This is a genomic window from Butyrivibrio hungatei DSM 14810 (genome assembly GCF_900143205.1).
GTDB lineage: Bacteria > Bacillota > Clostridia > Lachnospirales > Lachnospiraceae > Butyrivibrio > Butyrivibrio hungatei.
This window is the reverse complement of record NZ_FRDH01000005.1, coordinates 168663-193106: the sequence shown is the minus strand read 5'-3', so window position 1 is coordinate 193106 and position 24444 is coordinate 168663. Positions and strand designations below refer to the sequence as shown.

Sequence of the window (24444 nt, the reverse complement as noted above, 5' to 3'; positions counted from 1 at the left end):
ACATAACATTATAGACCTTTGTAATCAACCGTCAAGCGTTATCATTATCCTTTTTTTCAGATTTCTTATCTTCTTTTCTTGATCTTTTTTCACCTAGTTTTTCTTTGATGCCTTCAAAATTAAAGATCTTATTGAAAGTATCTGCTTCTTTGCTGGCGTTGAACTTATTATTATTCTTGTCGCTAAGGGATTTCTTTTCTCCACCCTCGATATAGGCAAGATCATAGTAATCCTGTGTAGAGGTACTTAAGTTTTTCTTTTCAAGAAGCACATTGGTGATCTTGGCTATAAATGCATAGAATACTGCAAAGATAGGAACACCTATAAGCCATCCCACTATTCCCCAAAGCTTACCAAACAAGGTAATTGAGAAGATAACCCAAAAGCTTGAAAGACCTGTTGAGCTTCCAAGAATCCTTGGTCCTAAGATATTGCCATCAAATTGCTGAAGTATAATGACAAAGATAAGGAACACAAGTGCCTGGATAGGATCGATCAAGACAAGTAACAGTGCACCTGCTATTCCACCGATGTATGGGCCAAAGAATGGAATAATATTGGTTACACCAACTATCACAGAAATAAGTACCGGATAGTCAATGTGCAGTGCAAATGCACAACCTATATAACAGATAACACCGATGATAAGTGAATCTATAAGTTTACCACCAATAAAACTCTCAAAGGTGTTGTTTGCAAATCGGAAGCCACCAATAAGTTCGTTTGCAAAATCCTCTCTGAATGTAGCATAAGCCATCTTTTTGCCGATAGTTGAAAAACGTTCCTTGGAATTAAGAACATAGATAGCAACAATAACTCCGACAACTATATCAAGAACACCTCCAATGATCGAAAGAAGACTCTTGGATGCAACCTTCACCATAGTATCAGCTGAAGGAAGCATAGGAAGGAGCTTCTTGGTCATGAATTCGCTTAAGTTCTCATAGTACTGATCCAGCTGTGAATCAATGATCTTTTGAAGATCTGGATTGTTACTAAGGAACATATTAGAATACTCATCCATATTTCTAATATAGATAGGCAAATTTGTTGCGATCTCTTTTATACTGTCTATAAGCTGAGGAATGATGATCCTAAACAGTCCATAAATAATAAAGAGGAATATTATCATAGTCAAAAGAACTGCTATCTTTCTGATAGTTCCTCTTACCTTCTTGTCCTTTTTATCAAAAACAGATACTTCCTTGCCGCAAAGCTTAAACAATGGATACAGTATCTTTTCCTCAATACCCTCAAGTAAAGGAATGAGGATATAAGCAATAACGATGCCAATGATGATTCCTGACAGACCATTTATGATATCTGTAAGGCTTTTGGTCAGAGTCTTGCCATGAAATATGACCGAATATGCCAGCATAACTGCAACACATAATACAAATATGGTAATGCCCCATGTTACTTGATTTTTTTCTGGTTTCATTTTCATAACACTTTTCTCCGAACAGTAAGTTTTTATTCGATCATTCCTTCAAGGATATATACAAGACTATCAAGATAATCTTCCTTCATATCTTCAATCTTGCCTGCATCACAAAGAGAAGCAAACTGTGGATCAAGAGGAATTCTGCCAAGAACACTAAGGCCATTAGAAGCTGCATAAGCTTCAAGACCGCTCTCACCAAAGATATTAAGCATCTCTCCGCAGTGAGGGCACTTCATATAACTCATATTCTCAACAATACCAAGAACTGGAATATTCATCATATTGGCCATGTTAACAGCCTTCTCAACGATCATGTTAACAAGTTCCTGAGGAGTTGATACAACAATGATTCCATCTACAGGAAGAGACTGGAAAACTGTAAGAGGCACATCTCCTGTTCCAGGAGGCATATCTACAAACATAAAGTCTACATCGCCCCAGTTAACATCTGACCAGAACTGCTTAACAATACCTGCTATTACAGGGCCTCTCCAGATAACAGGATCAGTCTCGTGATCCATGAGCATATTAAGAGACATAACCTTGGTACCATGCTCTGTTACTGCTGGAATAAGACCATTCTCATCGGCAACGTTCAATTTGCCGATTCCAAACATCTTTGGGATTGAAGGACCTGTAATATCAGCATCCATGATTGCTGTTTTGTAGCCCTTTCTGTTCATATATGTGGCTGAAAGGCCTGTAACAAGGCTCTTTCCTACGCCGCCCTTACCACTTACGATTCCGATAACTTTCTTTACATGTGTATTAGCACCAGGAGCAACTTTAAAATTCTCCTCCATCTGCTTCTTAAAGTCTTCTGGTTTCTTGCCGTGTCCGTTTGCCATTTTATAAAATAAACTCCTATCTTTCTTTATCTTTTGTAAGTATAATTTGCGATCTCAACATCCTCTTCATCACCGATATAATCTCTGATGATAAAGCGAGGCCTATTTTTGGTCTCAAGGTAGATCTTGCCAATGTACTCACCAATAACACCAAGGGAGATCATAATAAGTCCGCCAATTGCCCAAACAGAAAGAACTGTTGTAGTCCATCCAGGAATAGTATGACCTGTAAAATGTCTCACAAGTGAATAGATAAGTACAATGATGCTCACAAGGAAGATGCTAACGCCAAGGCCTGTGATCATCTTGATGGGCTTGGTGCTAAGACTTGTAATACCTTCCATAGCAAAACTGAGCATCTTGCGAAGAGGATACTTACTCTCTCCGGCAAATCTCTCTGCTCTTTCGTAGTAAACAACATCTGAGTTAAAGCCAACCATAGGCACGATTCCTCTAAGGAACAAGTTGACTTCACCAAATTCAGAAAGCGCCTGAAGTGCACGTCTGCTCATAAGTCTGTAATCAGCGTGGTTGTAGACAGTATTGGCTCCAAGACTATTCATAAGCTTATAAAAAGACTCTGCTGTGAATTTCTTAAAGAATGTGTCAGTAGCTCTTTTTGATCTGACACCATAGACTACATCTGCTCCATTAAGGTATTTTTCCACCATCTCATCAATTGCATTAATATCATCCTGAAGATCCGCATCAAGAGATATTGCTGCATCGCAAAGATCCTTTGCAGTCATAAGACCAGCTAAAAGAGCATTCTGATGTCCCATATTTTTAGATAAGTTTATCCCCTGGAATAACTCACTTTTTTCATGAAGTTCACTAATGATGCTCCAAGTCTTGTCTCTAGATCCATCATTTACAAATAAGATCCTACTATCTTCTGCAATCTTACCTGCAGCAACAAGGCTCTTTATCTTGGCTTCAAGCCTGCTTGCAGTTTCATGAAGTACTTCCTCTTCGTTATAACAAGGAATAACACAAAATAATCTGTTCATATCGTCCTCCGTATTCATACCCTTACAATAATAATATAAATCAATATTTTTTTAAAGGCGACAGCCAAAAAACAGGGTGGCTTTTTCTGCCACCCTGAAAAGTTTATCTTACTTTTGATTTATGTAATTTATAAGTCCCTCTGAGTCTATTATCTTTTGCATAAATGGAGGGAATGCCTGGCCTTTAAATGACTCTCCTGTTGTCTCATCTGTAATGATGCCTGAATCAAAATCGATGTTCACAACATCTCCAGCCTTTATTGCCTCGGCGGCTTCTTCACATTCTATGATAGGAAGTCCAATGTTTATACTGTTTCTGTAAAAGATTCTTGCAAAACTCTTAGCTACAACGCAGCTGACGCCTGCGCACTTAATAGCAAGTGGAGCATGTTCTCTTGAAGATCCACAACCAAAGTTTTTGTCAGCAACTATGATATCTCCAGCCTTTACCTTAGAAGCAAAGTCTTTGTCAATATCTTCCATGCAGTGCCTTGCTAGTTCAGAACCATCTGTGGTATTCAGATATCTTGCCGGAATGATCACATCTGTATCAACGTTATCGCCATATTTAAAAACGGTGCCTCTTGCTGCCTTCATCTTATCTTTCCTCCTCCATTAAAGTCCCAGCTCTGATGGCTGTGATATTTTGCCTGTTACTGCGCTTGCCGCTGCAACAGCAGGGGAAGCAAGATAAATCTCAGAATCGATAGCTCCCATTCTTCCTACAAAGTTTCTGTTTGTAGTAGATACACATCTCTCACCTGATGCAAGAACTCCCATATAACCACCAAGACATGGTCCGCAGGTTGGAGTTGATACGATAGCTCCAGCCTCTACGAAGGTCTTTAACAGTCCCTCTTCCATTGCTGTAAGATATATCTTCTGTGTAGCAGGGATCACGATACATCTGATTCCCTCTGCTACATGACGACCTAAAAGCACTTCAGCTGCTATTCTAAGATCATCGATCCTTCCGTTTGTGCAGGATCCAATTACTACCTGATCTATCTTGATATCTTTTATATCATCAAAGGTATGAGTATTCTCTGGAAGATGTGGAAATGCAACTGTTGGTTTCAAGATACTAAGATCAATTGTATACTCCTCATCGTACTCAGCATCCTCATCAGCTTCATATACTGTAATCTTCTTGTTTGGCGCATGTTCCTTAACATAAGCCATAGCAACATCATCCACAGGGAAGATTCCGTTCTTGCCACCAGCCTCGATAGCCATGTTAGCAATCGTAAATCTATCGTCCATAGAAAGATTCTTTATACCCTCTCCAACAAATTCCATTGACTTATAAAGAGCTCCATCAACACCGATCATGCCAATGATATGGAGAATGACATCCTTACCACTTACCCATTTTGAAGGCTTGCCAACAATATTAAACTTAATGGCTGATGGAACCTTGAACCATGCCTTACCTGTAGCCATTCCTGCAGCCATATCAGTAGACCCGATACCTGTAGAAAATGCTCCTAAAGCGCCATAGGTACAGGTGTGTGAATCAGCACCGATTATAAGGTCTCCTGGAACTGTAAGTCCCTGCTCAGGTAAAAGAGCATGCTCAATGCCCATCTTACCTACTTCAAAATAGTTAGTAATCTTGTTCTTAATCGCAAACTCCCTAACACATTTGCAGTTCTCAGCAGATTTAATATCTTTGTTTGGTACAAAATGATCTGGAACAAGCGCAATCTTGTCCTTATCAAATACTCCCTCTTTTGTGAACTTTGACATTTCTTTGATAGCTACAGGGCTTGTTATGTCGTTGCCAAGGACTAGATCAAGATCAGCCTCTATAAGCTGTCCAGCCTTAACCTCTGAAAGTCCCGCATGTGCTGCCAAAATCTTCTGGCTCATGGTCATTCCGCTCATACTGTCATATCTCCTTGCCTTAATTTATATCAAAAACAATATAGTAAATATAACATAGTAAAAGGAAGTAAAACACATAACAAATTTAATCGTTTTTCTTGATTATTTTTAATGTGTATGTGCCATAAACCAAGAGAATAATGAGGGCTATCAAACTAAGAATGCCGCCATTCTTGAATCCTTCTGGTGTATATGTAACTCTTATCTCATGAACACCGCCAGATACAGGTATTGCCATAAGGCCATAATCAGCTCTTACAATCTCTGTCTCTTTTCCATCTACAGTGCAGCTAAAGCCCTCTGTAAATGGTACTGAGAAGAATACCAAAGTGTTGTCCTTGAGTATTGAGGTTGTAGCACTAAAGCCGTAAGTATCTGTAATAAAGCTTGAGCATGAAGTTGCTTTTCTGTTTTCACACTCTTTTTCAAATCTATAGTAGTTCATCTCATCATTTAAGAGATCTTCTGCTGTAAGCTCAGTCATAATGAGGCTATCGCCATACTTAAGGGCATCATCATCAGAAATGATAAGTACCCTAGAAAGGTCATAGTCATGGTCTTCAGGATCAAGGTCTTCCCACTCAGACTCTGTTATGTAGTAATCATAGGTAAATCCCATTGGGATAAAGTTCTTATTTTCAAATACGTCAAAACCATTCTGTGTATCATGAAAAACGTATCCATCTGTACCTTCGCCATTATTGAAGATCCTGTTCTTACTGATAATAGCATTTTCCATATAGTATCTTGCAGATAGGATAGCCCTTGCTCCTACTCTGTTAACAGGAATAGTGGTCTCTACTGTTCTGTTAATATCAAGTGTTCCATGTAGGAAATCAAAGATCTCAGATGGAACCGTACTAAGGAAGCAGTGAATTGAAGGGATTCCCCAAGCCATATCATAGTTGGTGGAAGTACTATCCACTTCTCCTCTGCAGAAATCACTCTGATCAACAACTGTCTTATTAAAGAGCATCTGCTCCTGCCATTTGGTCTTACCCTTATCGCTTATGATAGAGCTTCCGTTCTGAAGAGGTATAAAGGTTGACAAGATACAGCTTGCTATAACTGTAAAGAGTATGATCCTGTCTCTTATGGTTATAGGAAATCTGTCTTTTTTACCGATCTTCTTTGGAACCACAAATACCAGTATAAGAAGGATAAAGCTCATGATAGCTGTTCCAAGAACATCCAAAAGGAAGATCTTGCTGTTCTCAGTCATGTTAAAGAAAACTGTTTCGCCCGCATCATTCTTGGATGGGAAAAAATATACTCCCACAAAGAAAAGGAACATGACAACAGCAACAACAGTACCAACCTTAAGCTGGTGAGACTTACCTCTTTCTGCAACCTGTGCCGTCATAAGGCACATAATGAGGATTGGCATGTAGAACCATCTAGCATAATATGAGCTATTGAACATGGAAAAAGATGCATTAAGCACCGGGATCACAGCCATAACTGCGCATACGATAAGGATAGTCTTTTCCCAGTTTTTCTTCTTTTTGTTAAGTAAAAAGAACGCAACAACACCTGAAATACCAAATAAAGGAATATATGCTGCAAGGGAAGCATTCTTGACCGTTCCTGTATAGAACAAGGTCCCCTTACCAATGATATCAGGAAGCATAGAAAGGCTCTTTACGATATCCCACAAAAGCTTCTCACTTGGATAAACAAGGATATCATAGCCATTTATGAAATTATCAAGTCTTGAGTTACCCTGAATTCCTGCAAAGGCCTGCAACAGGAAAAATGCAGCAAGCATAACACCTGTAATGCCACCAAGAAGGGCTCTAACAAACATCTTGCAGATAGTCTTAAAGTTATTACCCTGTGTGTATCTTACAAAGAAATAGATAACAAGGAACAACACCTGTCCAAAGAAGAAATAATAGTTAACTATGGACATAAATGCAGTTATAAGCGCAAAAAGAATAAATGGCTTACCTGAAAGCTTAAAGGCGCCCTCTTCATCCTTGTGATCCACTGCCATAAGATTTTCAAAGGCCATAAGGAACAATGGGAAAAATGCTACTGAATCAGTAAAGTGGTTAAATACGATGTTGCAGGCGTTAAAACCGGAAAATGCATAGAGATAGCCACCTACCATTGCATAGGTATATTTGTGGACATAACGTGAAATATAAAGATATGCACATGTAGCAGCTGTAGCATATTTAAGTGCCATCAGAAATGGCATAAGATATGGAATCGCACTCTCATCAAAGAGCATAGTGATCCAAAAGAATGGACTTCCCCAAAGATAAAAGGCAAAGTCGCCAAACATAGTACCACCAAGATCAATATTCCAGTTCCAGAAAAAATCACCGTTTTCTACTGCTCTATGGGCAGCAAGATAAAATGGGATCTGCTGTACGTTATAATCGCCATAGTAAAAGAAAGGCAGACCTCTCCTAACAAAAATAGGAAGTGCCGCCAGCACATACATAAGGAATGCGCTCAAAAACATCACTATAGGCACATAATACTTCTTTTTCTCAGATTTTTTCTCTTCAGACATTTTCATAATACCTCTTAACCAAACACATAATAAAAGGGTGTCATCATAAATGACACCCTCTCTATATTAGTCTATATTTGTAACATTTTCAAATTAGTTGTTAATAAGCTTGTCTGACTCATTATTCCAGCTGTAAAGCTTTCTGATCTCAGCACCAATCTGCTCTGATGGATGCTCAGCGTGAAGCTTTCTCATAGCCTTGAAGTGAACCTGTCCGCCAGCTTCTGACATATCAAGGAGGAATTCCTTAGCGAATGTTCCATCCTGGATATCTGAAAGGATCTTCTTCATTGTCTTCTTGGTCTCATCTGTGATGAGCTTAGGACCTGTGATGTAATCACCATACTCAGCTGTGTTAGAGATTGAATATCTCATACCAGCAAAGCCAGACTGATAGATAAGGTCAACGATAAGCTTCATCTCATGTACGCACTCGAAATATGCGTTTCTTGGATCATAACCAGCCTCAACAAGTGTATCGAAACCAGCCTGCATAAGAGCACAAACACCGCCGCAAAGAACAGCCTGCTCACCAAAGAGGTCTGTCTCTGTCTCTGTTCTGAATGTTGTCTCTAAAAGACCAGCTCTTGCTCCACCGATTCCAGCACCATATGCAAGTGCAAGATCAAGAGCCTTACCTGTTGCATCCTGCTCTACAGCAACAAGACAAGGTGTACCCTTTCCAGCCTGGTACTCAGAACGAACTGTATGTCCAGGAGCCTTAGGAGCGATCATTGTAACGTCTACATCCTTAGGAGCCTTGATAAGTCCAAAGTGAACGTTGAAACCATGAGCAAACATGAGCATGTTGCCTGGCTGAAGGTTTGGCTCGATGTCCTCTTTGTACATCTTAGCCTGCTTCTCATCATTGATGAGGATCATGATGATATCAGCCATCTTAGCAGCTTCTGCCGTGTTATAAACCTTAAGTCCTTGAGCCTCAGCCTTAGCTTTGCTCTTAGAACCTTCATAAAGACCGACGATTACGTTGCATCCTGAATCCTTGAGGTTAAGGGCATGAGCATGTCCCTGTGAACCATAACCAATAATAGCAATTGTCTTACCCTCAAGTAATGAAAGATTACAATCTTCCTGATAAAAAATTCTAGCATCCTGTGACATTTCTTCTTCCTCCTAAAAATGTGGTATGGGCGTAATGTATATGCGTTTTGGTGACGCTCCCGCTCTAATTAAAATGCAGCGGTACTAATGCCCTATAATACAGGGCATAAGTACCGGCATTTTAAAAAGCACCAAAGCCGCATATACATTTACGCCCATATATACGTTATGAGAATGTAAATAGATAAAACTTCAATAAATACTTAAATATGATTACTCATCAAGGTAAATAACCTTGTCTGTGCCTCGACCTAAGCCAGCAATACCTGTACGGGCAAGTTCGAGAATCTCGTAGCCTTCAAGAAGCTTTAAGAAGGCGTCAATCTTGGACTGATTACCTGTTATCTCGATGATGAGTGAATCTGGACTTACATCAATGATGTTGCCTCTGAAAATATCAGCAGTAGCAAGTATGCTCTGTCTCTGATCAGCTTCTGCTCTAACCTTAACAAGGGCTAGCTCTCTATAAACACTGTCCTCAGGCAGAAGTTCATGAATATCCCTTACGTCAACCAGCTTGGATACCTGCTTCTCAATCTGATCAAGGATCACATCGTCTCCAGATGCAACGATAGTGATACGTGTGAATCTAGGATCTGCGGTAGTTCCTGCTGTTATGCTTTCAATGTTGTAGCCTCTTCGTGAAAACAAACCTGAAATTCTTGAAAGTGTACCAGGATTGTTATCAACTAAAAGCTGAAATACCTTTTTACGCATTTTTTCTCCTCAAAATATGTGGTTCAATTGCAGTGTTGGTGCCTATACTTTCGCACTTTAAACTGTGAATGTTTTATATACCTTGTCACGTGGCTTTTGAACCATATTTACGATTATTAGTCCGCTAAATCCAACTAATTTAATCAAATTATACTCTTTTGCCTACTTATGTCAACAAAAAAATCTTTAAAACTTTAAACTTGCAATATTTTACCGCAATAAAGCGTACTGTTCAAATAAAAGATCAGTGCACAAAACACTGATCTTATTTGCTTAATCTGGAACTATTATCTCTATGTCTCCTTACACTTAGTAAGTGCTACAGTTCCAGTACGAGCAATCTCCACAATGCTGACACTCTTTAACATCTCGATAAAGAGCTCAATTCTTTCGGAAGTATCACATATCTGTATGATCATCATGTTCTTTGACATATCAACTATCTGGGCATTCATGATCTCGCAGTTTTCCATGATATCTCTTCTGTTATCTTTGTTGTATTTAACCTTTATTAGCATAAGTTCTCTGTTGATACTCATGCTTTCTTTGAAGGTCTTAACCTTGATAACATCAATCTTTTTATTTAACTGTTTCTCAATCTGCTCAATAGTCCTCTCATCACCAGTTGAAACGATGGTCATGCAGGATACACTCTTATCATTGGTCTCTCCTACAACCAGTGAATCTATATTAAAATTTCTACGGGAAAAGAGTCCTGATACCTTAGAAAGTACTCCGGCTCTATTTTCAACTAAAACAGAATATATTCTTTTCATATGATCTTTGCCCTTTCATATGTAAAATAACGCTTGTTTCGATTATTTTGTAAGTGCCATCGGATCTACAACCACTTCCATAAGAGAAGATTTATCATCCTTTAGGAACTTTTTTATATCCTTGACTACGTCGCTATTTCCATCAACCTTCATGTATTCCATTCCATAAGCTGATGCGATCAATGAAAGATCCGGATCTCCAGAAAGTTCAACCATTGAATAATTATCGTTGTAAGCAAAATGCTGATGCTCTCTTACCATTCCAAGATAGCCATTTTTCATGACCACGATCTTTACAGGTATTCCATACTGTCTCATGGTAGCAAGCTCCATCATAGACATCTGAAATGCGCCATCACCGATCACAGCTACCACCTGTTTGTTTGGAGCAGCAATTTTGGCACCCATAGCAGCAGGAATAGAATAACCCATAGTTCCCATTCCTCCTGATGTAAGGAATCGTCCATCACGAACCTTACTGCACTCACAAGACCACATCTGATTCTGACCTACATCAGCTACATAAATTGCATCATCCTTCATGCATTCTGAAAGCTTACAAATAAAGTCCTTAGGATCTAGATATCCATCTTTACTTTCAATCTTTTGAGAAGTGTTCTCTTTCTTATATTTTTCAAGAAGCTTAACCCATTCTCTATGATTATCAGCATGATCATCCATTTCCAAGAAGTCATGGAAAATATGCTTGATATCACCTACAAGAGGAATTGTCGGACCAACATTTTTGCCAATCTCAGCAGGATCAACATCAATATGGACCATGACCTTATTCTCTGTTATAAGATCTGGCCTGTTAACTGCTCTATCAGCTACTCTTGCCCCTACCATAAGAAGTAGATCTGACTCATTCATAGCTCTGTTTGCATAAGCCTGACCATTATTTCCAACCATGCCAAAATACAAAGGATGGTCAGTTGGCATAACACCTATTCCCATCATAGTGGATACAACAGGAACATCATTAAGCTCAGCAAACTTTCTTAGTTCTTCTACCGCTCCGCTTAAGTGAACACCGCCACCAGCACAGATAATAGGGCGTTTTGCCTTTTCAACTTCTTTTATGACTTTCTTGATCTGAGCCATATTTCCATTAACAGTTGGCTTATAGGTTCTCATTGAGATAGACTCAGGATAGTTAAACTTAGTAGTAAGCTCAGATAGCTGAATATCATAAGGAATATCAATAAGAACAGGGCCCTTTCTACCTGTACTGGCAATAAAGAAGGCCTCCTTAAAGATCCTTGGAATATCATTTACATCACGAACAAGATAGCTATATTTAACAAAAGACTCCACAGCACCTGTTATATCGGCCTCCTGGAAAACATCACTTCCTATCATGTCACTATTTACCTGACCAGTAATGGCCACAAGAGGAATACTGTCTGCGTAGGCAGTTGCTATACCTGTGATCAGATTAGTAGCACCAGGGCCTGATGTAACAGCACACACTCCTACCTTGCCGCTGATCCTAGCGTATCCACTGGCGCAGTGAGCTGCATTTTGCTCTGTTCGGATAAGGACTCGTTTTATATCAGAAGCCAGCATCTTGTTCCAAAAAGGATCAATAGCTACACCTGAATACCCAAAAATAACATCTGTTTTTTCTTTCTCAAGGCATTTTACTATCGCCTCAGCTCCGATCATAGGTTCTTCCTCCTCAAATCATTCTATGTTCAAGATCTGCTTAACTACTCTTACTGCATCTGCAGCATCAGATGAGTATCCATCTGCCCCAATCTCATCAGCATAGTCCTGCGTGACAACAGCTCCTCCTATAACTATCTTGCTATCTACATTTTCCTCATGAGCAAGATCAACCACGTTCTTCATTTCCTTCATGGTAGTAGTCATAAGTGCAGAAAGAGCTATAATACTAGCATTATTTTCCTTGGCAGCCTTTATGATTTCTTCCTTCGGCACATCTTTTCCAAGGTCTATAACATTAAAACCATAATTCTTGAGCATAAGAGCTACAAGATTCTTGCCTATATCATGAATGTCACCATGTACAGTTGCGATCACGATAGATGGAAGGCTGCTTCCACTTCCGCCCTCCTGCTGTAATAGTGGCTCCAAATATCCAATAGAAAGTTTCATTGCCTCTGCTCCAGCTATGAGCTGAGGAAGGAAATACTTTCCTTTATCAAAAAGATCTCCCACTTCATTAATGGCAGGCATCAGCACAGTGTCAAGGATTTCCCTTGGATCTATCCCCTCGCTTACTGCCTTCTGCGTATCTTTTACAATAGTTCTCTTGGAACCATTTAATACATCCTGTTTAATTATATCAAGAATATTGTCACTAGTTGCAGGTGCATCCTTAACTTCTTTTACGGTATTAGTAGCATTTGCCTCATCGTATCTCTGCATTCGCTGAATATATCTGATGTCTGCGCCTTCCTTGTTGCGTAAAAGATCTGACGCAAACGCAGCGTTTACAAGCATCTCCTGGGAAGGATTTGCAATTGCCATGGATAATCCTCTTGAAATTGCCATAGTCAAAAATGCTGTATTTACGTTCATTCTCTGTGGAAGACCAAATGAAATGTTGGATAATCCACAAATAGTAGCATATCCATTGTCATGACAATAGCTGATCGTATCAAGGGTATTGATCGCAGCATTAGGATCTGCACCAACTGTAGCTACAAGACCATCTACTACAATATCCTCCTTGTTCATTCCAAGCTCATATGCCATTTCAGAAAGGGCATTTATATTTGAGATCTTTTCCTCTGTATTCCTTGGAAGTCCCTCTGGATTTAATGGTAAAAGAATAAACATAGCGCCATATTTTCTGGCAAGAGGAAGGAATTTTTCAGCCTTACCCTTCTCCAGAGAAATAGAGTTCATCAAAGCTCTTCCCGGATAGAGACGTAGTGCTGCCTCCATTACTTCTGCGCTGCTAGTATCAATGCAAAGAGGAAGGTCCGTGATAGACATAACCTCTTCCATTACCTTTAGCATCATATCCTTCTCGTCAATTCCGCTCATGCCGACATTTATATCAAGAACTGATGCTCCGTCTTCTTCCTGACTTCTAGCAAAATCTGATACCATATCGAGATTTCCTTCACGAAGTTCTGCCTGAAGCTTCTTTTTACCAGTTGGATTGATCCTCTCTCCTACTATCATGAAAAGATCATCCATTCCAAAGGAAAGACTCCTTCTCTCAGATGAAAGATATCTTCTTCCTGAGATCTTTCTTGGAATATCTTTATCTATCTTTCTGTCTCCATAGACCTTTTTTAATTTTTCAATATATGCAGGGGTTGAACCGCAGCAGCCACCAAGAATTGACGCTCCTGCACCTATAAGCCTCTCTATTTCTTCAGTAAAGGTGTCTGCATCCATGTCATACTCTGTATTGCCGTTAGCATCCACAGATGGAAGTCCAGCATTTGGCTTGGCGATAATAGGAATACGAGTAACCTGTGCCATATTCCTTATAACCTCTTCCATCTTGTCAGGACCTGTTGAGCAGTTGGCCCCAATAGCACTTGCTCCCATAGCCTCTAAAGTTATGGCACTTGCAGCAGCATCTGAACCGTATAAAGTCCTACCGTCAGCTTCAAAGGTAAGTGTAACCATAACAGCCATATCCGTTATTTCTGAAGCGGCAATAAGAGCAGCTCTGCATTCCTGGAGACTCATCATAGTCTCAACAACAAGAATATCGCAGCCTGCTTCTTCAAGAATTTTAATCTGCTGTTTATAGACATCCACGAGTTCTTCAAAATCAAGATCCCCAATAGGTTTTAACTGCCTTCCTGTCATGGTAATGTCACCAGCAACCAAAGCCTTATCTCCTGCAGCCTCTTTTGCCAGTTTAACAAGCTCTGTATTTATCTCTTTTATCTGGTCATTAAGACCATAGTCAGATAGCTTGATCCTATTTCCGGTAAAGGTTGGAGCATAGATGATATCTGAACCGGCATCCACATACGCCTTCTGAAGCTTTAGCATTACATCTTTGTGCTCTAGGATCCACTTTTCAGGGCACACTCCAGCTGGCATTCCAGCCTTCATAAGGTTAGTGCCTGTTGCACCATCAAGGAATACCATTCTATTTTCACAAAATTTCAAAAACGCTTCTTTGTTCATTTTATCTTTCCTTTACTCTGTATATATGATGGGATAAACCATATAAAAAGTATGCAGATCACCATTATCAAAACAGGCTTAACGTTCATAGATATCACTGGAATATAGCCCATATTAGAAAGCTGATCGATCAAACTTATCAAAAGCACGTGGTAAAAATAGATGTTAGAAGATCCCTCTTTGCCAATCTTCCATAGGTATCTTCCGCCGGAAATCCCACTTTCAGACAAAAAGAGGATTCCGATAACAATAAGAAGTGACCCCAAATATACTTCCTTTTTTCCAAAAATGATAAACTCTATAACGCCAGATATCAAGCCTGCAAATATAACCACTTTTCCCAAAAGTGCCCATTTTTCAGTTAAAGATTTATACTCCGCTTCTGAAAGTGCTTCTTTTTTGCCTGCCACATAGTCTGAAAACAGTATTCCTAAGAGCACAAAAGGCATTCCAACAAAGAGCCAGTTTCTCATGACATACCAGGTGCATATGCTGATTCCAAAGGGTCTTATTGGATAATAATTTTGAAGGAGCTGTCCAAAGAATAAGAAAAACAGCAAAATTCCAATAAGTGCCTTGTACCATTTCCTTAAAACTGGTGCAAAGATATAGATCAGACCATATACATATATAAGTGCAAACAGATACCACATATGATCAAAGGTAAAAGAGCCATCATATATGAACTTGCCTGAATTAAAAAGGAAAAACCATCTGGCCTCTGAAAGATTATACTTTGAAGAAAGCCATCCAAAAAAAGACTCACCAATGCATAGATGATAGATCAGTGAATAGATACTATAGACTAAATAGACTACGATAGTCACCTTTAAAGTTTTAACTAAAGATTTCCCTACTTTACGCCTGATATCAGGTGTTTGTGTCATCTCATGAGGAACCAGAAATCTACCTGAAACAGCAAAAAAGAATGGAACTGCAAATCTAGAAGTAGCATCCACAATGTCACCAAACACACCGCTAAAGCGGGTGTGTATTGCAATGACACACATGGATGCTATAAATTTGATCAAATATAAAAATGTATTCATTCTTCAGAACTTGTCGCTACTGTAGAGAACTGATAGGACTCTTCGGTAGTAACAGTTACTCCCTCTCCTGATGGAACTTCTCCATGAAGAACCTGTAAGATTACATGAGCTCTGCTGTTAGCTCTCTGATAATACTGAGAAGCAAGTGCCTCACTATCCTCATCAAAGTCCCCATCATATGCCTGATGATAAAACTCATTAGCCATCTGCATGTAATCTGCAGCTTCTTTTGCTATATCTGATATACCAGAAAACTGATCAGGTATCTCATACTCTGCCATTTTCTTGTACTCTTCATTCATCTCATCAAGATAGCCTAAAAGCTCTGCCTTGGCCCCCTCTGAACTGGTGTCTATTGAATTAATGGCATTGTCATAATAAGCAAGCTTATCATAAAAATTAGACATGTTTGTCTTATATGTATCAAGTTCCTCTGACTTCTGCCCCCCACAGCCTGCCATAACAAAGCACATAGCCATGATCATAATGCTAGCTAAAATATTTTTTTTCAACGAAATCAAATCTCATTCCCCACTTAGTCAGTATACTTAGATGCAGCCTTAAGTCTTGAAAGAGCTCTTGCAAGTCCTGCTTGCGATTTCTTGAACTCTTTGATCGACTGCTTTTGTGCCAAATGTTCCATGGCAAATTCATAGGCTTCCTGAGCTCTTCTCTTGTCAATATCCTCAGGTCTCTCAACAGTATTAACAAGAACAATACATCTGTTGTTTGCAACCTGAACAGAGCCAAGGCTCACTACACCTACAAGCCATTCTCCTCCTGGCTTTTTTATCTTAATGATCCCATCAGACAAAGCAAGTATCATCTCCTCATGTCCTGCTAAAATAGCAAGTTCGCCATCTTCACATGGAAGAATGATCTCTTCTGCCCTGTCATCATAGAATACACCATTTACTGATATAACCTGAAGTCCAAAGGTAGCGTTTGTTTTATCACTCATATATTACGCCTCTATCTGCTTTGCCTTCTCAATTACTTCATCGATAGTTCCAACATTAAAGAATGCTGCTTCTGGATACTGATCCATCTCACCATCAATGATAGCCTTAAATCCCCTTACTGTCTCAGCAAGTGGAACAAACTTACCCTGAAGACCAGTAAACTGCTCAGCAACATGGAATGGCTGAGACAAAAATCTCTGAATCTTACGAGCTCTGTAAACCGTACTCTTATCCTCATCACTAAGTTCTTCCATACCAAGGATAGCAATGATATCCTGAAGTTCTTTGTACTTCTGTAATATCTCCTGCACCTTCATGGCTGTTTCATAATGCTCTTTTCCTACGATATCCTCTTCAAGGATACGGCTGGAAGATTCAAGAGGATCAACAGCTGGATAGATTCCCTGTTCAACGATCTTACGAGAAAGAACTGTTGTAGCATCAAGGTGCGCAAATGTTGTTGCTGGTGCTGGGTCAGTAAGGTCATCTGCAGGAACATAAACAGCCTGTACAGAAGTTACAGAGCCAAATCTTGTAGATGTGATCCTCTCCTGAAGAGAACCAAGATCTGTAGCAAGTGTAGGCTGATAACCTACGGCTGAAGGCATTCTTCCAAGAAGTGATGATACTTCAGAACCAGCCTGAACAAATCTAAAGATATTATCAATGAAAAGAAGTACATCCTGATGCTTAACATCTCTGAAGTATTCAGCCATTGTAAGACCAGTCTCAGCAACTCTCATACGAGCTCCTGGTGGCTCATTCATCTGTCCAAACACAAGGGCTGTCTTGTTGATAACTCCAGACTGCGTCATTTCAGACCAAAGATCATTACCTTCTCTTGAACGTTCTCCAACACCTGTAAATATTGAATATCCACCGTGCTCAGTTGCGATATTCTGGATAAGTTCCTGAATAAGAACTGTCTTACCTACACCAGCTCCTCCAAATAGTCCGATCTTACCGCCTTTAGCGTATGGAGCAAGAAGATCGATTACCTTGATGCCTGTTTCCAAAACCTCAACTACAGGGCTCTGGTCAACAAGCTTAGGTGGCTCTCTGTGAATATCCCATTTCTCAGAGGTCTTGAGATCACCTTTTTTATCAATAGGCTCTCCAAGAACGTTGAACAGTCTTCCAAGAACCTCTTCTCCAACAGGAGCCTTTATGGGACCTCCCGTAGGGAAAACCTCCATATCCTTGGCAAGACCTTCACTTGGAGACAGCATAATGCAACGAACAACGTCATCACCTATATGCTGTGCTACTTCCATAACTCTTTTTTGATCTTCTACATAAACTTCCAAAGAATCGCTTATGTATGGAAGGTCGCTATCATCAAATTTTACATCAACTACAGGTCCCATTACCTGTAAAATCTTACCGTTTTTCAAGTGCCGCTCCTTTTTTCTTTGCTTCCTTACTACGTTTAAGAGCTTTTGCTCCGCTGACAACCTCGGTGATCTCCTGGGTTATCAAAGCCTGTCTTGTACGATTGTAAGTCCTTTGAAGATTATCAAGCATCTTCTCAGCGTTCTTGTTGGCTGAATCCATAGCCATCATTCTGGCGCTCTGAACACTACAAAAGGCTTCAACAAGTGCTCCATATATAAATCCTGTAATATAGTTAGGTACGATGTTATCAAGGATCGCTGAAGGGCTTGGTTCCATAAGGAACTCTTCTCTCATTACACCAGCTGGCTGTTCCATCATCTGAATATCAGTAATGATATCAAGTGGAAGGAGCTTTTCAAATCTGGTCTCGCAGACATTTCCATGAACCGTTGTATAGATAACATAGAATTCATCAATCTGTCTTGAATAGTAGTAATCCAATATCTCAGCCGCTATTTTTCTGGCTCTGTGAAGTGTTGGATTCTGAGATGTGAAAAGAAATGACTCTTCAATATCCATATTCTTGGAAGCAAAGTGAAATCTTCCAACTTCACCAATGACAAAAAGCTTCCATTTATCGCCGTCATTTTTGATATGCTCTTCAGCTACATCCAAAACGTTATGGTTATAAGCACCGGCAAGTCCCTTATCATCGGTAAATATAATGTATCCTTTTCTTCTTTCTTTTTCAGGAATATCAAGCCTTGTCTCAAGAAAGATATTTTCAACGCCCTCTGGAAGATGACGCACAACTCTTGATATCATAGCCTGAGTAGCAAAGAAAAATGGCTCAGTTTCAGTGAGCATCTTCTTGGCCTTTCTAAGCTTGGTAGAAGAAATAAGATACATCGCATTTGTAATTTTCTTGGTATCATTGACCGAATTTATTCGATCTCTGATCTCTTTAATTGTTGCCATGACTCTTTTCTATCTCTTCCTTAAGTAGCTTGTTCTCAGCATCATTAAATTCATCAACACAGTCAAGTATTCTCTTCTTTAACTGTTCTGACAGATCACCGCTCTTTTGAAGCTCTTCACAGATATCTGAGTGCTCTGTATTAAAGAATGTAAGAAGCTTTTCCTTATATTCTTTTACTTTCTTTACAGGAACCATATCAAGTCTCCTTGCACCTACTGCCACAAGGATAATAACCTGTTCATGCATAGCAAGTGGATGTTCCAAAGGCTGTTTTAACAGTTCCATAAGAACATCGCCATGACGAAGCTGATTCTTGGTAGTCTCATCAAGGTCTGAACTAAACTGAGTAAATACTGCCATTTCTCTATATTGAGCAAGATCAACTCTTATGCTGCCGGCAGCTTTTTTCATAGCTTTGGTCTGAGCCGCACTACCTACACGGGATACAGAAAGACCTACGTTAACGGCTGGTCTCATACCTGCAAAGAACAGATCACTTTCAAGGAAGATCTGCCCATCAGTAATAGAGATAACGTTAGTAGGAATATACGCTGATACATCTCCACCAAGAGTCTCGATAATTGGAAGGGCTGTTATAGAACCGCCTCCAAGCTCTGAAGAAAGCTTACTTGATCTTTCAAGAAGTCTTGAATGAAGATAGAATACGTCTCCAGGATAAGCCTCTCTACCAGGAGATCTCTCAAGCAAAAGAGAAAGTGCTCTGTAAGCCACAGCATGCTTGGAAAGGTCGTCGTAAACAATGAGTACATCCTTGCCCTGATGCATAAAGTACTCAGCAAGAGCTGTTCCTGAGTAAGGTGCGATATACTGAAGTGGTGCCATATCAGAAGCAGTTGAACTAACTACTATTGAATAATTCATGGCTCCTGTCTTTTTAAGTGTCTGTATGATCTTGGCAACTGTAGATGCCTTCTGACCTATAGCTACATAGATACAGATAACATCCTTGCCCTTCTGATTGATGATAGTATCAAGGGCAATTGAAGTCTTACCGGTCTGTCTGTCACCAATGATAAGCTCACGCTGTCCTCTACCAATAGGGAACATAGTATCAATTGACAAGATACCGGTCTCCATAGGCTCATTAACAGACTGTCTCTCAATGATTCCAGGCGCTGGCTCTTCTACTGCTCTATATCCTGATTCCTTGATATCTCCAAGTCCATCAATAGGAGCACCAAGAGCATCAACAACTCTTCCTATGAAGGCTTCACCTACTGGGATACCTGCCTCTTTGTAGGTTCTGACAGCTCTTGTTCCCTGTCTGATACCTGTATCATTACCAAAAAGGATACAACCTATATGATCATCTCTGATATCCTGAGCCATACCTCTGGTTCCATCTTCAAATTCAATGATCTCACCGTAAAAAGCATGCTCGATACCATCGATATTGGCAATTCCATCACCAACCCAAGTAACAGTTCCAACCTCTCTATCCTCAATAGAAAGCTCAAAGTTCTCAACCTTTGTGCTGAGCATAGAAATGAACTTACCTGTTTCACGGTCTTCTTTATTTTTACTTAAGTTATTGAGCTCAGCACGAAGCTGTCTTGCCCTTCCTGCATCTGACCAGTCATACTCAAAGTTCTTGCAGGAAACAACAAAACCGCCGCCTATAGATGGATCTTCATAGACGTCAATCTCAATATCATCTGTATTAAATTTCTTTTTAAGAACAGCTTTGATCTTGTCAATCTGTTCACTGCTGGGAGCTGTGCTAGCATAGCGCAGCTTTGCTCTTAAACTTTCACTCATTACTTACTCCAGCTTCACTAATAAACTTGTCATAGAGTTCCAGATCATCCTGAGTGCTATGCTTGGTGGCAGCAATCTTAGAAGCTGCATCAATTACCATATCTGTAAGCTGAGCTGCATAGACCTCTTTTGCTCTCTCATTCTCAACTTCAGCATTATGCTTTGCTTCAATAAGGATCTGCTCACCCTTTTTCTTGGCATCATTTATAATGCGCTCATACTCGTCATAGCCCTGCTTCTTGATGTCAGAAAGGATCTGTTCCTTTTCCTCATCTGCAAGTTCAATCTTCTTTTCGTATTCTCTCTTAGTGTTAATAGCTTCCTGTGTAGCCTTATCAGCTGCCTTTGTAGCCTCATCCACTTCTTCTTTTCTCTGCATGAAAATATTGTCAATTCTCTGGAAAAGAAATTTCTTGGCAATAAAATACAAAATAAGAAGATTTATGATTGTGCATGCGATGTTTACAAAACTAGTAGTTAACACGACTTACCATCTCCTTTATGAGAAAAGAATGATCATGATAGCAACAACGAAACCATAGATAGCTGTTGCTTCTGCAAGAGCACAACCCAAAAGAAGAAGTTTCATGATCTTGCCATCTGCTTCTGGCTGACGAGCAACTGCGTCAGTTGCCTTAGATGTTGCGATACCGATACCAATACCTGCTCCAATACCTGTAAATGCAGCAATCGCTGCTCCAATAGCTGTTAAATTCATATTATTTCCTCCTAATTTTGCTCACTCGAGAGCCTCTTTAATATATAGTGATGTTAGAAATACAAAAACATAAGCCTGTATCGCACCATCAAAAATATCAAAATATAAACTAAGCGCAGCTGGAACGATAACAGGAAGTGGCATAGCCACCTTGATAAGCTCCATGATAACTGTGGCTCCAAGAATGTTACCAAAAAGTCGCATGCAAAGAGACAGTGGTCTGATAAAGAGCTCAAGAACGTTCATAGGCGCTATTACTGCCATAGGCTGAGCAAAGCCCTTAACCCATTTTCCTACACCTTTTCTCCTGATCCCTGCACCTTCTACAAGTATAATGCTCATGATGGAAAGAGCTATAGTGATGGTAATGTCCATCGTTGGCGGCGTCAGTCCAAAGAGGCCTATCATGTTAGAAAAAGCTATGAAAATAAGCACAGTACCCAAATAGTCTCTGTACCTGTAGCCCTCTTCTCCGATCATTCCCCCGGTAACGCCTCTTATCCATATTACAAAAGATTCAACCGCAGCCTGTCTCTTGGAAATATTGTGAACCTTGAGATCACGCGTCATAAACAGGATAAGAAAAAAGACAATAGCTATGACCAACCAGGATACTACAACAGATTTATATATATCAAAAAACCCGTCGCCATACGGAATGTGGATCAGCGCTTTGTCTCCCATCAAGATTTCATATAATGTTTCTTTCATATCATTTGCCCCCAAAACTAACCTTTATTATAGAAAAATAACACTGATTGTGCAATGTTTTTCATACAACATTTAGATTTAGACTGAATTTTATAAACAAATAAGAGCTGGTCATTTGACCAGCTCTTATAAGCTATTGTTATTACTTTTTGATCTTCTCTTTCTTTGTTTTGTTCTTTCTGTACATCTCTTCGCCAGTTGCACCAAGGAATCCTATAAGTAGGAGCCACCACCAGGATACCTTTTCCTGTTTCATTCCATCTGATGCTGGAACTTCCTCATCAAGAATAGTTACTACGGTAGGTGTCTTTACTTCTGCTTTTTCCTTATTTACATTCTTCTTAGCTGGAGTCTTTGCTTTACCTGCAAGTAAAACTTCATCAAGCTCTCCTCTTCTATCACCAAGAACATCGTTCTGAACAGCATCGTTCATAACTGCCTGTGCTGCTGTCATCTCACCAGTACCTGCCTCTGCATTTATGTTTCCTACTCCTGTATTAGGTACTGCATATACATTTGCAGCTCCGCTTTCTGTATTTCCAGCACTTTCTGTTGTATCATCAGTTGCCTCGTCGCCGCCATTTGACTGTACAAATCTCTGTAAAGCATTAAAAGCTTCTGCTTTCTTTTCCTCAAGATCAGCAAGACCAGCTTCTGCTTCTTTGATCTTTTTTTCTGCTTCTGCAAGGTACTTATCAAGGAACTTTATTGCATCCTCTAAAGACATGTTGTTAAGATCAGCTGCTTCTGCATCTGTAATATCAAGGCCAAAGAATGTAGCAAGATCATCAACTTCAAGAGCTGCCTTAGCATTAGCAAGTCTGTTCTTACGAGTATTCTTGAGTTCATCAATAGCGCCGCTAAGCTTATCTGTTTCTGTGATAGCATCTTCTACTGCCTGCTTGGCTTCTGCTACAGCCTTGTCATATTCTTCGTACTTAGCAGCATATGTTCCAGCCTTTTCACAGAATGCCTTAAACTCTGCATCATTCATTGTATCAACAGCGTATTCTCCGCAATTGACTTTGCTGTTCTTGTTCTGAACTACTTTGCGAAGTTCTACGCTTCCCATGATGAATTTTCCATTAACTTCTTTTACTTCACCACTAGTTTTAAGAGCCTCTACCTCTTCTCTTACAAGATACTTGGTTATGCCACCTTCATCGTAGGCAAATACATCCAGCTTACCATTATTAGCTCTGTCGTGAAGTTCATTTGTATCGTCATTGCTGTTCTTACCAAAATAGCTATTTAAATACTTGTCAGCATCTATTTCTTCCTGGCTCTTCTGATAGATTACGATATCTGTGCTACTTCCAAGATTGTTATATCTGTTATCACAAGGCTGTTTGTCTACTCTGTCATAGTTAAAGTAAACTGTCTGAGTAACGCCATTACTATCAACATATGTAAAGATGTTGTAGTTATTATCCTGTTTGTCATAGCCTCTTACAAATTTAACAAACTTGATATTTGTAGCACCGCTATCAAGGACCTGTGGAATATAGTAGTTAACTACTATGCTCTGCATTCTTGCTCTCTGCTTATTCCAATCTGTTCCCGTATTAACAAGGCTATTGATCTTTTCAGCTGCGCTAGCTTCTACTGCAAGTTCTGCCTTTGCATCAGCTACTGCAGTTTCAAGAGCATCTGCGCTTGCCTGTGCCTTCTCAAGTTCTTTTCTAGCTTCATCAGTATTTGTACCTGCATCAGCCAAAGCTGCCTGATATTCAGCTTCCTTTTCCTGAAGCTTCTCTACAGCTACCTGATACTGACCCTTTAATGACTCATAAAGATCTTTCTTTGTAGAAATATCCTCATTTGTATATTCAACAAGCTTTGTAAGCTCGTCATATGCCTTATCTGCTTCCACCTTATTTCCTGCATTTGCAACTTTGTCTGCAAGCTCGTTAGCTTCTACCTTTGCATCAGCTACAGTTTCAGCAGCGTTTTCAGAAATCCTTGTTGCTGCTCCAAGGCTATCAATTGCCTCTTTTGCCTCTTCGTCAGCAGCTTTATCAGCTTCACCAGCTACTACAAGGTTAGTCTCTGCATTTGTAATATCTTCAGCAGCATTTTCAAGATTCTGATTTTTGCCATCCTCTGAAATAATATTATCTGCTTCAAGATTTACTGTTTCTACTGCATCTTCAGAAAGGCTACCTGCTTCCTCAGTAGATACTGGCGCATTTGCGATCTCTTCGAATTTCTCTTCTGCAGTATCAATTGCATCAGCAGTTTCTTCTGCCTGCTCCTTGGCTTCACTAGTAACGCCACTTTCTTCATTTGTATTGTTTTCTGCTGTGTTCTGATCATTTGTGCCATCAGGATTTTCTTCAGCATAAACTGTCAAAGGATTTGACATAGCCATCATTGCTGAGATACCTACAAGCATAGCTGATATTAACTTTGTGTTGGTCAGATTATTTTTCTTCATAAATTTCTTCCTCATAAA

Annotated in this window: 21 protein-coding genes; all 21 read right to left on the bottom strand. The window is 39.7% G+C overall.

Translation table 11 applies throughout. From position 1 onward, the window contains the following. Nucleotides 1–31 precede the first annotated feature (31 nt). The 21 genes from BUA02_RS07370 to BUA02_RS07270 all read right to left on the bottom strand — a co-directional run bounded on the left by BUA02_RS07370 (nt 32) and on the right by BUA02_RS07270 (nt 24426). Nucleotides 32–1447: an AI-2E family transporter gene (locus tag BUA02_RS07370; RefSeq protein WP_071176262.1), complete on the bottom strand. Its 1416-nt coding sequence runs from the start codon at nt 1445–1447 to the stop codon at nt 32–34. Nucleotides 1448–1473: 26 nt separating this feature from the next. Next, entirely contained in the window at nt 1474–2292 is an 819-nt protein-coding gene (locus tag BUA02_RS07365) for an Mrp/NBP35 family ATP-binding protein (RefSeq protein WP_072702299.1), read from the bottom strand. 26 nt (nt 2293–2318) lie between these two features. Next, complete coding sequence (locus BUA02_RS07360; RefSeq protein ID WP_072702296.1) at nt 2319–3302, bottom strand: glycosyltransferase family 2 protein; 984 nt, start codon at nt 3300–3302, stop codon at nt 2319–2321. Between the two features lie 108 nt (nt 3303–3410). Next, complete coding sequence (gene leuD, locus BUA02_RS07355) at nt 3411–3899, bottom strand: 3-isopropylmalate dehydratase small subunit (RefSeq protein WP_072702293.1); 489 nt, start codon at nt 3897–3899, stop codon at nt 3411–3413. Nucleotides 3900–3917: 18 nt separating this feature from the next. Then, on the bottom strand, nt 3918–5189 hold the full coding sequence (gene leuC, locus BUA02_RS07350; RefSeq protein WP_072702290.1) for a 3-isopropylmalate dehydratase large subunit: 1272 nt from the start codon (nt 5187–5189) through the stop codon (nt 3918–3920). Between the two features lie 85 nt (nt 5190–5274). Next, nucleotides 5275–7713 (bottom strand): YfhO family protein, encoded by a 2439-nt coding sequence (locus BUA02_RS07345; protein WP_072702287.1) that lies wholly within the window; start codon nt 7711–7713, stop codon nt 5275–5277. 93 nt (nt 7714–7806) lie between these two features. Further along, on the bottom strand, nt 7807–8835 hold the full coding sequence (gene ilvC / locus BUA02_RS07340) for a ketol-acid reductoisomerase (RefSeq protein WP_072702284.1): 1029 nt from the start codon (nt 8833–8835) through the stop codon (nt 7807–7809). A 213-nt stretch (nt 8836–9048) separates the two neighbouring features. Continuing rightward, a complete protein-coding gene (gene ilvN, locus BUA02_RS07335; RefSeq protein ID WP_072702281.1) occupies nt 9049–9552 on the bottom strand; it encodes an acetolactate synthase small subunit in 504 nt (167 codons plus the stop codon). Nucleotides 9553–9845: 293 nt separating this feature from the next. Continuing rightward, nucleotides 9846–10328: an acetolactate synthase small subunit gene (gene ilvN / locus BUA02_RS07330; RefSeq protein WP_072702278.1), complete on the bottom strand. Its 483-nt coding sequence runs from the start codon at nt 10326–10328 to the stop codon at nt 9846–9848. Nucleotides 10329–10370: 42 nt separating this feature from the next. Then, on the bottom strand, nt 10371–11996 hold the full coding sequence (ilvB, locus tag BUA02_RS07325) for a biosynthetic-type acetolactate synthase large subunit (protein WP_072702276.1): 1626 nt from the start codon (nt 11994–11996) through the stop codon (nt 10371–10373). An 18-nt stretch (nt 11997–12014) separates the two neighbouring features. Beyond that, nucleotides 12015–14456: a homocysteine S-methyltransferase family protein gene (locus BUA02_RS07320; protein ID WP_072702273.1), complete on the bottom strand. Its 2442-nt coding sequence runs from the start codon at nt 14454–14456 to the stop codon at nt 12015–12017. Further along, nucleotides 14453–15505: an acyltransferase family protein gene (locus BUA02_RS07315; protein ID WP_072702270.1), complete on the bottom strand. Its 1053-nt coding sequence runs from the start codon at nt 15503–15505 to the stop codon at nt 14453–14455. Before BUA02_RS07315 ends, BUA02_RS07320 begins: the two co-directional genes overlap by 4 nt. Continuing rightward, nucleotides 15502–16017 carry a hypothetical protein gene (locus BUA02_RS07310; protein WP_072702267.1) on the bottom strand — a complete coding sequence of 172 codons (516 nt, stop codon included), beginning with the start codon at nt 16015–16017 and terminating at the stop codon, nt 15502–15504. The genes BUA02_RS07315 and BUA02_RS07310 overlap by 4 nt, the downstream gene beginning before the upstream one ends. A 23-nt stretch (nt 16018–16040) precedes the next feature. After that, nucleotides 16041–16466: an ATP synthase F1 subunit epsilon gene (gene atpC / locus BUA02_RS07305; RefSeq protein WP_072702264.1), complete on the bottom strand. Its 426-nt coding sequence runs from the start codon at nt 16464–16466 to the stop codon at nt 16041–16043. 3 nt (nt 16467–16469) lie between these two features. Further along, the gene (gene atpD / locus BUA02_RS07300; RefSeq protein WP_072702261.1) at nt 16470–17861 is read right to left on the bottom strand and encodes a F0F1 ATP synthase subunit beta; all 1392 of its coding nucleotides are present in this window, start codon (nt 17859–17861) and stop codon (nt 16470–16472) included. Then, entirely contained in the window at nt 17848–18780 is a 933-nt protein-coding gene (gene atpG, locus BUA02_RS07295; protein ID WP_072702258.1) for an ATP synthase F1 subunit gamma, read from the bottom strand. The genes atpD and atpG overlap by 14 nt, the downstream gene beginning before the upstream one ends. Continuing rightward, on the bottom strand, nt 18767–20560 hold the full coding sequence (gene atpA / locus BUA02_RS07290; RefSeq protein ID WP_072702254.1) for a F0F1 ATP synthase subunit alpha: 1794 nt from the start codon (nt 20558–20560) through the stop codon (nt 18767–18769). The genes atpG and atpA overlap by 14 nt, the downstream gene beginning before the upstream one ends. Next, nucleotides 20553–21044, bottom strand: coding sequence for an ATP synthase F0 subunit B (locus tag BUA02_RS07285; RefSeq protein WP_072702251.1), 492 nt, complete (start codon nt 21042–21044; stop codon nt 20553–20555). Before BUA02_RS07285 ends, atpA begins: the two co-directional genes overlap by 8 nt. A 15-nt stretch (nt 21045–21059) precedes the next feature. Then, on the bottom strand, nt 21060–21278 hold the full coding sequence (gene atpE, locus BUA02_RS07280; RefSeq protein WP_071176281.1) for an ATP synthase F0 subunit C: 219 nt from the start codon (nt 21276–21278) through the stop codon (nt 21060–21062). Nucleotides 21279–21299: 21 nt separating this feature from the next. Beyond that, entirely contained in the window at nt 21300–21989 is a 690-nt protein-coding gene (locus BUA02_RS07275) for a F0F1 ATP synthase subunit A (RefSeq protein WP_072702248.1), read from the bottom strand. A gap of 142 nt (nt 21990–22131) precedes the next feature. After that, a complete protein-coding gene (locus BUA02_RS07270; RefSeq protein ID WP_072702245.1) occupies nt 22132–24426 on the bottom strand; it encodes a hypothetical protein in 2295 nt (764 codons plus the stop codon). Nucleotides 24427–24444 lie beyond the last annotated feature (18 nt).